Annotated in this window: 1 protein-coding gene; it reads right to left on the bottom strand. The window is 74.8% G+C overall.

Translation table 11 applies throughout. From position 1 onward, the window contains the following. Positions 1–25 precede the first annotated feature (25 nt). Positions 26–13,696: an SDR family NAD(P)-dependent oxidoreductase gene (locus ACFYWX_RS13520; protein ID WP_389424143.1), complete on the bottom strand. Its 13,671-nt coding sequence runs from the start codon at positions 13,694–13,696 to the stop codon at positions 26–28. Positions 13,697–13,791: the final 95 nt, after the last annotated feature.

Here is a 13,791-nt window from a genome sequence, read left to right on the forward strand (position 1 = left end):
TTCACTGCTGTCGCGCGTCGATCACTCATCGCTGCTCCCACGACCGGAACGTCCGCAGATGCTCCGGCGTGGCCACGGTCTCCAGCCGCTCGTCCTCCTGGTCCCCGCCGCCGAGCGCCGCCACGACGCGGCGGGCCGGGGCGTTGCGCGGGGTGCGTTCGGCGGTCAACCGGACCTTCGTGCAGCCCAGTTCGTCGGCCCGGTCGGCCAGCCACGTGAGCAGCCGCTCCTCGACTCCGCGGCCGAGCGCCCGGCAGCTCATCAGCCAGGCGACGACGTCGAGCCGGTCCCCGTCCTGCCGGACGGCGAGCAGCCCGATCTGCCCGTAGTCGCCGAACCGGTCCCGGGCCGCGGCCGTCCACACCTCGCCGCGCTCTCGCCAGCGGGCGAGGTCCCCGCCGTCGGCGGAGCGGGCGCGGAGGGTGAACTGGTTGGTGCGGCGGACGAGTTGCTCGGCGCGCTGGACGTCGTCCTCGGACAGTTCCCGGATGTCGACCTCGAGCTCCAGCTGGGCCAGGAACTCCTCGAACCCGGCCTGTTCGCGTACGGCGTCCCGCTCCCGCTCCTGGTCGTAGAACCGGGCCCGCAACGCGTCCTCCGCGGTCGCCGCGGCCGGGACGAGCGGCCACAACCGGCCCAGGAACTCCTCCAGTTCGGCTGCGGGCGGGCAGGTCACCGACAGGACCTGGGGCAGTGCCGACCGCATCTTGCCGATCTCTGCGGGGTTGTCGTCCAGGAACAGGAAGCTGTCGAGTCCGAGGTTGAGCGTGTGTGCCGCCTGCGCCAGCCGGCCCGGCTTCGGTCCCCACTCGGCCGACAGGACGCTGAAGTGCTCCGCCTTGAGCAGGCTGTCCGGCCGGTCCAGGACGGCCCGTACGGTTTCCACGTCGTTGTTGCTGACCAGCGCCAGCAGTGCGCCCGCCTCCCGCCACTGGAGCAGCCGGCGCGCGAGCAGGGCGCGCGCTCCGGTCAGGTCGACCGCCTCGGGGCCGGCCTCTCCGGCCACGCCGCCCCACAGGGTCTCGTCGCCGTCGACGGCGATCACCTTGGGCGCGGGCCGCCGCAGCGCCCGTACGACCTCGGCGAGGTGCAGGGCGACGGCCGCTTGGAAGTGCGGGGTGAACGGCAGGTGGGCGAGCCGTTCGGTGCCTGCGTCGAAGGGGTCCTCGACGGCGTGGCGCGGGGTCCAGTCGTCGGGGCCGAGCACCGCGATGCCGGGTCGTTCGGCCAGCTCGGCCGCGATGTCGCGCTCCCACCGGGTGAGGCGGTCGTCGCAGTGGGCGGACGGCAGGATGCCGACGACCAGCGGCTTGCGGGTGCGCTCGGCCAAGGCACGCAGCGCCGCCGGGTACTCGGTGCGCAGTTCGGCGAGGAGCGCGTCGTCGACCGGGCCGAAGCGTTCCAGGTCGACCGCCCTCAGCAGCACCACGCCGACCGCGGTGCCGGGGTCGGCGAAGACGCCCGAGGGGTCGCGCAGACTCGCGAGCACCTGGTGGTACGGGGCTTCGGCGACGGTCAGAGTCCCGTCCCCCGCGCCCTCGTTGACGGCCGCCTCGCACATCAGGGGGAGGTTGCCGAGGGCGAAGGTGGCGGCGAGGGCCAGGGAGCGGGGCGTCGGAGCGGACGTCGGAACGGACGTCGCCGCCGGACGCACCAGTGCCGACGCGTCCTGCGCGACCTCCGCCAGCAAGCGGACGTACTCCTCCCCCAGCCCGGCCGTGACCGCTTCGTCGAGGATGTCGAGGTTGTGGTCCAGGCGGAGTCGGCCCGCGTCCGGGGTCATGGTGATCATCAGGTCGAGGTCGGTGTAGCCCGTCCCGCCGGGCAGCACCTCCACGTGGGTCAGACTGCCCGCGTACCGCACGAAGTTGAAGTACACCTCGACGAGCGGCGCGTTCTGCCGGTACAGGCCCTGCCGGGCCAGCGTGGCGAGGACGTCCGAGAACATGGCGCCCCTGGTGAGGATCCGCTGGAGGCGGCCGTCGGTGCGGCGCAGCACGTCCTCGACCGGCTCGCCGGCCCGGGCCTCGGCCGGGAACGGCACCGGGACGCCGTAGAAACCCACCGCGTCGTACGCGTCGGCGTGAATGCGGGTGTCGACGGGGACGGCGAGCACGAACCGCTCGCGCTCCCGCTTCCTGGCGAGGAGGACGGTGAGTGTGCCGAGGCAGAGGGCGGCCGGGGTGACGGCGAGCCGGCTCGCGGCGGCCGACACCCGGTCCATGAGTCCGTCGGGGAGGGCCACGGTGACGCTGCCCGACCGGTACGAGCGCCGCTCGGGGCGCGGGCTCGCGAGGGTGAGGTCGAGGCGTTCGCTGCCGTGGAAGCTCTCGCGCCACTCGGCCGCGTCGACGGCCTCGCCCGCCTGCTGGGCCTCGATCAGGAGGTGGACGTCCCGGTTGGTGACGTCGGAGGGGAGAGGGCTGCCGGACAGCTCGGTGTCGATCTCACCGGCCACCAGCAGCAGCGACTGGAGGTCGCTCACGGCGTGGTGCGCGCCGAAGACCAGGATCTGGCCGTGTGCGCCGCCGTCCAGCAGCTCGAACCGCCACAGCGGCGGCGTCGCCAGGTCGAACGGGGGCTCCAGCAGCTCCCGCAGCCGGTCGGCGGCGTCCGGTGCGGCCTCGTCGGCCGCGTCCGTCCAGCGCAGCGGCGGCTTGGGCAGCGACCGGTCCACGCGCAGCCGCCAACCGCCCTCGGGGTCCGGGACGATCGCCGTGCGCAGGGCGGCGTGCCGGGCGGTGAGGCGGTTGACGATGTCCGTGAGCGTCTCGCGGGTGACCGGCGTGGTGAGCCGGACCGCGAGGCCCACGCCGTGGGCCGCGTGCGGCATGCCCGGCTGGGCGCTGCGCAGCAGCCGTACGACGTCGCGGGTCGCGGGCCGCAGCTCGCTCTCCGGCACCTCCGGGGCGGGCTCGGCGGGCTGCTCGGGGGCCGTGGTCCGCCGCTCCGGGAGGGCCTCGCCGAGCGCGCGGGCGAGGCCGCGGATGTCGGAGGCGTTGAAGACCTCGGCGGTGGGGAGTTCGACGCCCAGTTCGCGGGCGAAGGCGTTGCGCAGCCGCACCAGCATGAGGGAGTCCAGGCCCAGTTCCTTCAGGGCGGTGGTCGCGGAGACGTCCACGACGCCTCCGGAGACCTCGCCGACGCGGGCCCGGACGTACGCCTCGAGCCAGGCGGTGCGGTCCTGCTCCGTGGTCGCGGCGAACACCTTCTTCACCAGGCCGTCGGAGTCCGCCGTGCCCGTGGGCGCGGTGATCAGGTCGCCGAGGATCGGGCGGGTGCGCGCCGCGTCCGGGTCGAGCGCGAGCATCTCCCAGTCGAGGGCGAGGGGCGCGAGCTGGCGCCGTGCGGTGTTCAGCACCCGCTCGAACAGTTCGCCGCCCTCCTGCGGGGAGAAGGCGACCAGGCCCGTGCGGCTGGTCTCGGCGGTGCGGACGCCCGACTCGGCGACCATGCCGACGCCGGCCCAGGCACCCCAGTCGAGGCTGAGCGCCCGCCGTCCGGTACGGGAGAGGTGGTGGGCCCACGCGTCGAGGAACGCGTTGGCCGCGGAGTACGGGCTCTGTCCGGCCGAGCCGAGCAGACCGGCCGCCGAGGCGAACAGCACCAGACCGTCGGCCTCCGGGACCAGTTCGGTGAGCAGGGCGGTGCCGAGGACCTTGGGGGCGAGGACGCGCAGGACGCGGTCGTCGGTCAGGTTCGCCACCGTGGCGTCGTCGAGGACACCGGCCGCGTGGACGATCCCGGCGATCGGTCCCGCGTCCCGTCGTACGGCGTCCAGGGCGGCGGTGAGACCGGCGCGGTCGGCGACGTCGGCGCGGGGCAGGTGCACGGTGACGCCCCGGGCCTCGAGCGCCTGGATCCAGCGGGTGGCGTCCGGGCCGGGGGTGCCTCGGCTCATCAGGGCCAGTTTGCGGGCGCCGCGTCGGACCAGGCGTTCGGCGACGATCCGGCCGAGGCCGCCCAGACCGCCGGTGATCAGGTGGACTCCGTCGGGGGTGGTCCCGGTGCGGGCCTCGTCGTCGTCCGGGCGGGTGCGGGCCAGCCGGGGCACCAGGCGTCCCGACTCGCGCAGCGCGACGAGCCGTTCGTCGTCGGCGTGCCACAGCTGGGTCCACAGGGCGTCGGTGCCGCCCTCGGCCGGCAGGTCGATCAGGGTGGTCCCCAGCTCCGGGTGCTCCTGCGCCACCGCGAGCCCGAAGCCCCAGGCGAGCGCCTGCTGCGGATGGGCGACCCGGGTGCTGTCCCCGGCGGCCTGGCTGCCGCGGACGACCACGAAGAGGCGCGGCGCGCGGCCCTGCGGCCGGTCGGCGAAGGTGCGCACCAGGTGCAGGGTGCTCAGGCAGCACAGCCGTGCCGCCTCCTCGGCGGTACGGTCGTCGGCGACGGCCGGGGCGTCGAGCGCGGTCAGCTGGACCACCCGCTCGGGCGTACCGCCCGCGAAGCCCTCTTCGAGGAGCCGGGCCAGCTGCGCCGGATCCGTCGGGTCGAGGACGTACCGGCCGGGCTCCTCCTCGGCGAACTCCTCTCCCCTGCGGGCGATCACATGGGGTACGGCGGTGCCGAGCCGCTCGGCGAGATCGGCGGCGACACCCGACTCGTCGCCGAGGATCAGCCAGCTGCCCGTGGCGGGGGGCTCCTGTGCGGCCGGGCGCGGCTGCCAGCGGGTCTCGAAGAGGGCGCCGTCCAGCGGGGAGAGCGCAGCCAGCCGGAAGTCCCGTGCCTCCAGGACGAGTTGCTCGTCCTCGTCCCAGAGCCGCAGGTCGAGGGTGGCGGTGTCGCCGTCCACGGACTTCAGTGCGCAGCTCACCCAGACGGGCGTGGTGCGCCTGCCGGTGAACGTCAGTCGTCCGAAGCCGGCGGGTACGAAGGCGCGGCCTTCGGGCGCGTTGCCGGGCAGGGCGGCCGTGTGGAAGGCGGCGTCGAGGGAGGCGGGGTGCAGCAGGTGTCCGGCGGCGGGCTTGGCTGCCAGCCGGGCGAGCGCCGTGTCGGCGGAGCGGTGGCCGGACTCCAGGCCGCGGAAGGCGGGGCCGTACTCGATGCCGAGCGCGGCGAGCCCGGCGTAGACGCCCGGCAGGTCGACCGCTTCCGTGCACTGTTCGCGCACCTCGGCGAGCCGGGCGTCGCTCGCCCCTTCGCCTGCGGTGATCCGCCCGGTGACGTGCCGCTCCCATCGGCCACCGGCCGCCGACGAGGCGACGGTGAACTCGCGGACGCCGTCCTGGGCGGGCGGCAGCACCAGTTGCAGCCGTACGGGCCGGTCCGCGTCGAGCCGCAGCGGCTGGACGAAGCGGACGTCGGCCAGCTCGACCGGTCCGCCGTCCTGGAGCGTGCCGGCGGCGCCGAGGGCCATGTCGAGGAAGGCGGCGCCGGGCAGCCAGACCTCACCGGTGACCTGGTGGTCGGTCAGGTAGGTGAAACGGCTGTCGCGCAGGTCGAGTTCGGTCTGGAAGACGTGCCGGTCGGGTTCGTCGCTGGCCTCGACGTGCGTGCCGAGGAGCGGTGAACCGCCGGGCGTGCCGGTGTTGGGGGCGGGTGCGAGCCAGTGGCGTTCGCGGGCGAAGGCGTAGGTGGGCAGGTCGGTCCGGTGTGCGTCCGGGAACAGCGCCGACCAGTCGGGGGTGTGCCCGGCGGTGTACAGCTCCCCCACCCGGTCAAGGAGGACGTCGTGAGCGTCCTGGCCTCGGCGCAGGGAGCCGACGCCGACGGCGTCGATGCCGGCCTCGGCGGCCACCGCCTCGATGGAGGAGGTGAGCGACGGGTGCGGGCTGAGTTCGACGAAGTAGCGGTAGCCGTCGTCCAGCATGCGTCGGACGGTGTCCGCGAAGCGCACGGGGCGGCGGAGGTTGTCGAACCAGTAGGCGGCGCCCAGTTCGTCACCGGGGACGGGTTCGGCCAGGAACGAGGAGTACAGCGGGGTCGGCGTGCGGGTGCCGCGGACGTCGGAGAAGGAGTCGAGGAGTTGGCCGCGGAGCGGTTCCATCAGGGGGGTGTGCGAGGCGAACGGAGTCGAGAGACGTCGTACGCTGACGCCTCGCTCCTCCAGCGCACGGTGGAGTTGGGCCAGGGCCTCGGCGTCGCCGGACACGGCGGTGGACGAGGCGCTGTTGACCGCGCCGACGAACAGCCGGTCCGTGTGGGGCTGCAGCAGTTCCTCGACCTCGGCGGGCGGCAGGCTCACGGCCAGCATGCCGCCCTGTCCGACCAGCGGGACGACCGACCGGGCGCGGGCGGTGACCACGGTGATGGCGTCGTCCAGGGTGAGCGCGCCCGCGCCGTACGCGGCGGCGATCTCACCGAGGCTGTGCCCGACCACGGCGTCCGGCGTGACGCCGAGCGCCCGCCAGGCGGCGGCCAGCGCCGCGTTGACCGCGAACAGCGCCGGTTGCAGATACTCGGTCCGGTTGAGCGGGAAGAACTCCTCGGGTGCGCGCAGGGCGTCGAGGACGGACCAGCCGGCGTGCCGGTGCAGGGCCTCGTCGATCCGGGTCAGCTCCGCGCGGAACGCGTCCGAACCGCGCATCAGGTCAAGGCCCATGCCCGCCCATTGGCCGCCGTGCCCGGCGAACACGAAGGCCACCTTGCCGGTCTGGTCCTCGCGGGGCGCTGTCTGCGGCCTGCGTCCGGCGGCCAGCCCGTCCAGTTGGGTGAGCAGTTCGTCCCGGTCGCCCGCCACGATCGCCGCACGCCGCTCGAAGTGGCTGCGGTGCCGGGCCAGGGTGTGGGCGACGTCCGGCAGGGTCGCGTCGGACCCCACGTGGCGGGCGAGCCGGGCGGCCTGCCCCCGCAGGGCGGGCTCACTGCGGGCGGACAGCACGAACAGATGCTTGGCCGGGGCGGCTTCGGCCCGCGGCTCGGTCACGGGCCCGGGCCCGGCGTCGGTCTGGGGCCCCGCCTGAACCTTCGGCGCCTCCTCGACGATCACATGCGCGTTGGTTCCGCTGATCCCGAAGGCGCTCACCCCGGCCCGGCGGACCCGGGTGGCCTCCTCCGGCCAGGCCAGGTCCGTCCGCAGGAGGTGCAGTCCGCTCTCCTCCCAGTCGACGTGCCGGCTGGGTGTGTCCGCGTGCAGGGTGCGCGGGAGGGTCTGGTGGCGCAGGGACTGGATCACCTTGATGAGTCCGGCGACGCCCGAAGCGGCCTGGGTGTGGCCGACGTTGGACTTCAGCGAGCCCAGGTACAGCGGCCGGTCCTCGGGGCGCGAGGCGCCGAAGACCTCGGAGAGGGCGTTGGCCTCGATGGGGTCGCCGAGCGTGGTGCCGGTGCCGTGGGCCTCGACGTAGTCGATGTCGGCGGGGTCGAGACCGGAGACCTCCAGCGCGCGCCGGACCACCTGCTCCTGGGCCGGGCCGTTCGGCGCGGAGAGGCCCTGGCTGCGGCCGTCCTGGTTGACGGCGGTGCCGCGCAGCACGGCCAGCACCTCGTCCCCGTCGCGCCGGGCGTCGCTCAGCCTCTTCAGTACGAGCATGCCGGCGCCCTCCGCCCAGATGGCGCCGTCGGCGTCGTCGGAGAAGGAGCGGCACCGGCCGGTGACGGACAGGCCGCGCAGGCGGCTGAACTCGACGAAAGTCTGCGGCGTCACCATCAGCGTCACGCCGCCGGCGAGGGCGAGGTCGCACTCGCCGGAGCGCAGCGCCTGCGCCGCCAGGTGGGTCGCCACCAGGGACGACGAGCACGCGGTGTCGACGGTCATCGCCGGGCCGTGCAGCCCGAGCGTGTACGCCAGTCGGCCCGAGGCCACACTCAGCGCCGAGCCGGTGCCGACGTAGCCGTCGAGCTGGTCGAGCCGGGAGCCCGCCAGGTAGTCGCTGCCGAACATGCCGACGTACACGCCGGTGGTGCTGCCCGCGAGCCGCGCGGGCACGATCCCGGCGCGTTCCAGCGCCTCCCAGGCGGTCTCCAGGAGCAGCCGCTGCTGCGGGTCCATGGCCGCCGCCTCCTTCGGGGTGATCCCGAAGAAGCCCGCGTCGAAGGACTCGATGTCGTCCAGGAAGCCGCCTTCGCGGGCGTACGACTTGCCCGGGGTCTCCGGGTCGGGGTCGTAGAGTGCCGCCACGTCCCAGCGGCGCGCCGGGAAGGGGCCGACCGCGTCCTGGCCCGCGGCGACCAGGTGCCACAGGTCCTCGGGGTCGTTCACTCCGCCCGGCAGACGGCAGGCCATGGCCACGACGGCGATCGGCTCGTCGGCCACCGGCGTGGCGGTGCGGGCGGGTCGTGTCTGCGTACGGCGTGTCGTACGGGCGCCGGTGGCGAGCGCGGTGGTCAGCAGGTACTCGGCGAGCCGGGCCGGGGTGGGGTGGTCGAAGAGGAGGGTGGCGGGGAGCTTGGCGCCGATCCGGGTGCCGATGCGGTTGCGCAGTTCGACCGCCGTCACCGAGTCCATGCCGAGTTCACGCAGGGGCTGGTCGGCGCGGACCGACTCCGCCGAGCGCAGGCCGAGGGCGCGGGAGGCCTCCTCGCGGACCAGGGCGAGAACGCGTTCGGCGCGTTCGGCCTCGGGCAGCCGGGCCAGGCGGTCGGCGAGTCCGGCGTGCTGCCCGCCGATGCGGGGCGCGGGCAGCAGGGAGCGCCACAGGGCTCCCGTCGTGCTGTCCTTCAGCCGCGCCAGGTCCAGCGCCCAGGCCACCTGGTGGGGTGTGCCCCGTCGCAGGGCGAGTTCGGTGAGGTCGCGGCCCTGGTCGGGGGTGAGCGCGCGGTGGCCGAGGCGGGCCATGCGCTCCAGGTCGGCATGCTCGGCGGCCAGGCCCTCACCGGCCCACACACCGAAGGAGACGGAGACGCCCGGCAGGCCCAGGGCCTGGCGGTGGTGGGCGAGTTGGTCGAGGAAGACGTTGGCCGCCGCGTAGTTGCCCTGCCCGGCGTTGCCGACGACACCGGCGGCCGAGGAGACCAACAGGAAGAGTTCGAGCGGCAGGTCGGCGGTGAGCCGGTGCAGATGGGCGGCGCCGTCGACCTTGGGGCGCAGCACTCGCGCGAGGCGCTCCGGGGTCAACTCGGCGACGACTCCGTCGTCCAGGACACCGGCGCAGTGCACGACACCGCGCAGCGGCATCTCCTCGCCGACACCTGCGATCACCTCGGCGAGGGCGTCGGCGTCCGCCGCGTCGCAGGCGGCCACCTCGACCTCGGCTCCCAGCTCGGCCAGTTCGGTGACGGCCTCGGCGGCCCGCGGGTCGTCGGCACCCTGACGTGACGTCAACAGCAGGCGTGGTACGCCGCGTTCGGCGAGGAGGCGGGCGAGGTGGAGGCCGACGGCACCGAGGCCGCCGGTGATGAGGACGGTGCCGTCGGTGGGCACCCGACCACCGGCGGCCTCCGAGGAGCGGGCGCGGACCAGCCGCGGAGCGAGCAACGCGCCTGCGCGCAGGACGAGTTCGGGCTCATCGACGTGGGCCACGGCCGCTCGGATGGCTTCCGTGGGGTCGTCGGCGTCGTCGAGGTCGAGCAGGGTCGGCCCGAGGTCCGGGTGTTCGGCGCGGGTGCTTCGGGCCAGGCCCCACAGCACGGACTGGGCGAGCCCCGGCACGGTGTCTCCGGCGCCGGCCGCGACCGCGCCCCGGGTCACCCAGACGGTCCGCCGCGGTGCCTCGTCCGGCGGGAGGGCGATCAGGGCCTGTATCTCGGCCAGCGCGGTGGCGGCCAGTTCGTGCGCCGCGTCCGCGTCCGTCGGGGAGTGCGGCCAGAACCGTACGACGGCATCGGAGCCCTCGTCGCCCAGGGCGCGCACGGCCGCCGCGACCTGCGGGTCCGTGCGGTCGCCGACGACGGCCCAGGTGGCGTCCGGCTCCCTGGCGGGCTCGTCGGTGAGGGTCGTCCACGCCACCTCGTACAGGTGCCGGGCGTTTTCCGAGCCGGCGCTCAGGTCGGCCGGGCTCACCGCGCGCAGCCGTACGTCATCGAGGTGTCCGGCAGGGAGTCCGTCGGCGTCCCACAGGGTCACGTCCAGCGTGACGTCGGTCGCGGTGGCGCCGGTGCGCCGTATGGACGCGGTGAGGTCCGTGGCGCCGCCGGGCGGCAGGACGCAGCGGCCGACGGCGACCGGCAGGAGCACCCGGTCGTCGGACGCGTCGAAGGCGGCCGTGACGTGCAGCGCGGCGTCGAGCAGCGCCGGGTGGACGGGGTACGGGTCGGCCGTGTCACGGGCCACGGAGGGCAGCGCGAGGCGGGCCAGCAGCTCTCCGTCGCCGGTGAGCACGGCCTCGCGTACGCCCTGGAAGGCCGGGCCGTAGCCGAGGCCGAGGTCCGTCAGCCGCTCGTACGTCCGCGGGTTCCAGGCCGGTCGGGCCGTCTTGGGCCACTCCGGGGGCCGCGGTGACGTGTCCTTGCCGGGCTCGGCCGCCGAGGCGGTGGCGTGCAGGGTCCAGCCCGTGTCCTGCCGGCCACGCGGGCGGCTGTGCACGGTGATCTCGGCGGCGGGGCCGTCGGTGACGACCTCGACGGACACCTCGACGGTGCCGGAGGCAGGAAGCGTGAGCGGGGTGAGGAGGAGCAGTCCGGCGAGGTCGGCCTGTTCGTCCGGGCGGGTCGCGGCGAGGGCGGCGCGGCACAGTTCCAGCAGGGTCGTGCCCGAGACCACGGTCCGGCCGAAGACGGCGTGGTCGGGCAGCCAGTCGGCGGTGGCCGTCGACCACTCGCCCCGGAAGGTCCAGCGGGTCTCGTCGGCCGACTGGAGCTGGACGCCGAGGAGGGGGTGTGCGGCGCGGTCGAACAGGCCGGGGCCGCCGGTGGCGGTCTCGGGCTCGATCCAGTGGCGCTGCGGGTCCCAGGCGTAGGTCGGCAGGTCGGCGGGCTCCGTGTCGGCGACCAGGCGGCGCCAGTCGATCGGCCTGCCGTGGACGTGGAGTTCGGCGGCCGCCCGGTCCAGGCAGGCGGGGCCGTCCTCGTCGCGGCGCAGGGAGCCGACGGCGACCAGGTCCTCGTCGATGGTCTTCAGGGAGGTGACCAGGGACGGGTGGGGGCTGAGTTCGACGAAGCAGCGGTAGCCGTCGGCCGCCATGCGCTCCACGGTGGGCGCGAAGCGGACGGGCTCGCGCAGGTTGGTGTACCAGTACTCGGCTTCGAGCTCCTCGGTGACCGGCTCGCCGGTGACCGTGGAGTACCAGGTGACGGAGGCCGGGTAGGCGGTGACGCCGTCGAGTTCGTCGACGATCGTCGCGCGGACGGGCTCGACCTGGGCGCTGTGGGAGGCGTAGTCGACGTCGAGGCGGCGGACGAAGACCTGCTCGCGGTCGAGGTCGGCCAGCAGCGTCTCCAGGGGCTCCACGTCGCCGGCGATCACGGTCGAGCGGCCGCTGTTGACGGCGGCGACCGAGACGCGGCCGTCGAGACCGGCGAGGCGGGCCTCGACGTCGGTGTGCGGCAGGGCCACGACGGCCATGGTGCCGGTGCCCGCGAGGTCGGTCAGCGCCTGGCTGCGCAGGGCGACCACCGCCGCCGCGTCGGCGAGGCTGAGGGCACCGGCGACGCAGGCCGCGGCGACCTCGCCCTGGCTGTGCCCGATCACGGCGTCCGGGCGGATGCCCCGGGCCCGCCACACGGCGGCCAGGGACACCATCACGGCGAACAGCACCGGCTGCACGACGTCCACCCGCTCCAGGGAGGGAGCGCCCGCGTCACCGCGCAGCACGGCCGCCACGGACCAGCCCGTGAACGGGCGCAGGGCGCCGTCGCAGCGGTCCAGTTCGTCGGCGAACACCGGGTCGCGGTCGAGCAGGTCCCGGGCCATGCCGGTCCACTGCGCCCCCTGCCCCGGGAAGACGAACGCCACCTTGCCGGAGCCGGCGGCCTGGGGCGCACCGACGACGGTCTCGGTGCCGGGCTGTGCGTCGGCGAGTTGCCTCAGTGCCGTGAGCAGGTCGTCGCGCTCGGCAGCCTGGAGGACGGCCCTGTGCTCGAAGTGTGTGCGCCGGTGGGCGAGCGTCGCGGCGACGGCCGCCACGGACGTCTCAGGGTGCTCGCCGAGGTGCTCGAAGAGACGGGCGGCCTGCCCCTGGAGGGAGGCGGGGGTGCGGGCGGAGAGGGGCAGGAGCAGCGGGCGGGGGAGGTCGGTCGGGGGCTCCCCCGCCCCGCCCTTCTCCCCGGGCGCCTCCTCCAGCACCACATGCGCGTTGGTCCCGCTGATCCCGAACGCGCTGACCCCCGCGCGCCGCACCCGGTCCCCGCCTCCCGGCCACTTCTGGGCGTCGGTGTGCACGCGGAGGCCGCCGGAGGCCCAGTCGATGTGCTCGGTCGGGGTCTCGGCGTGCAGGGAGGCCGGTATCCGTTCGTGGCCGAGGGCGAGCACCGTCTTGATGACGCCGCCGATGCCCGCGGCGGCCTGGGTGTGACCGATGTTGGACTTCAGGGAGCCCACGCCGAGCGGCCGGTCGGCGGGTCGGCCGGGTCCGAAGACGGCGGCCAGGGCGCGCCCCTCGATGGGGTCACCGAGCGGGGTGCCGGTGCCGTGGGCCTCGATGAAGTCGATGTCGTCGGGGCTGAGCCCGGCCGCGTCGAGGGCGGCCCGCAGCACGCGCTCCTGCGCGAGTCCGTTGGGTGCGCTCAGGCCCTGGCTGCGGCCGTCCTGGTTGATCGCCGAGCCCTTGACGACCGCGAGGACCCGGTCGCCGTCCCGGCGTGCGTCCGCGAGGCGCTTGAGCAGCACCAGGCCGCAGCCCTCGGCCCACACCACACCGTCCGCCTCCGCGGAGAACGGACTGCACCGCCCGGACGGTGACAGCCCGCGCAGCCTGCTGAACTCGACGTGCCCACGGGGCGTGACCAGCAGGGTCGCCCCGCCGGCCAGCGCGAGGTCGCACTCCCCGGCGGCCAGCGCACGTGCCGCGAGGTGCAGGGCGACGAGGGAGGAGGAGCAGGCGGTGTCGACGGTGACCGCCGGGCCCTGGAGTCCGAGGGTGTAGGCGATGCGTCCGGAGGCCACGCTGGCGGCCGACCCGGTCCCGACGTGCCCGTCGAGTTGGCCGAGCGAGGCGGCGGCGAGGTATCCGCTGTCGTACAGGCCGATGTAGACACCCGTGGAGCTGCCGTTCAGCGTGTCCGGGACGATTTTGGCGCGTTCGAGCGTCTCCCAGGTGGTCTGGAGCAGCAGCCGCTGCTGCGGGTCCATGGCCGCGGCCTCGCGCGGGGAGATGCCGAAGAAGGACGCGTCGAAGCGGTCGATGCCGGAGAGGAATCCGCCGCGCAGGGTGTACGCCTTGCCGGTGGCCTCCGGGTCGGGGTCGTAGAGCCCCTGGGTGTCCCAACGGCCGGGCGGCACCTCGGAGATGGCGTCCTCACCGGCGGTCAGCAGCCGCCACAGCGCCTCGGGGTCGTCGGCGCCGCCGGGGAAGCGGCAGGCCATGGAGATGATCGCGATGTCGTCGTCGGCCCGTGGGGGCGCGCCCTCCGCAGCGGCCGGTGCCGCGGCCACCGGCACCGCGGGTCCCTCGTCGAAGACGGCCTCGGCGATCGCCGCGATCGTGGGGTGGTTGAAGACGAGGGAGGGTTCGAGGAGCCGCCCGGTCCGTGTCGAGAGCTCGGCGGCGAGGGTGACCAACTGCCGTGATCCGAGGCCGAACTCGGCGATCGGGCGGTGCGTGTCGACGGTCAGCGGGTCGAGCCCGGCCGCCTCGGCCACGGCCGCCGCCAGCCAGGTCCGCACGCCCTCGGCGGTCGTCACGGACGGCTCGGTGGACTGCTTCGGGGACTCGTTGGCAGACATCTGGGCAGGCGTCCTCACGACAGGTTCGGGCGGATTTCCGTACGACGGGCGCGACGGGCGCAATGGCCCTCGGGGTTCGAGGCGTGCGACACGTA

This window comes from Streptomyces sp. NPDC002888 (assembly GCF_042888465.1).
GTDB lineage: Bacteria > Actinomycetota > Actinomycetes > Streptomycetales > Streptomycetaceae > Streptomyces.

Coding starts and splice junctions, on each gene's coding strand:
- ACFYWX_RS13520 (WP_389424143.1), bottom strand. CDS start 13,696: ATGTCTGCCAACGAGTCCCCGAAGCAGTCCACCGAGCCGTCCGTGACG.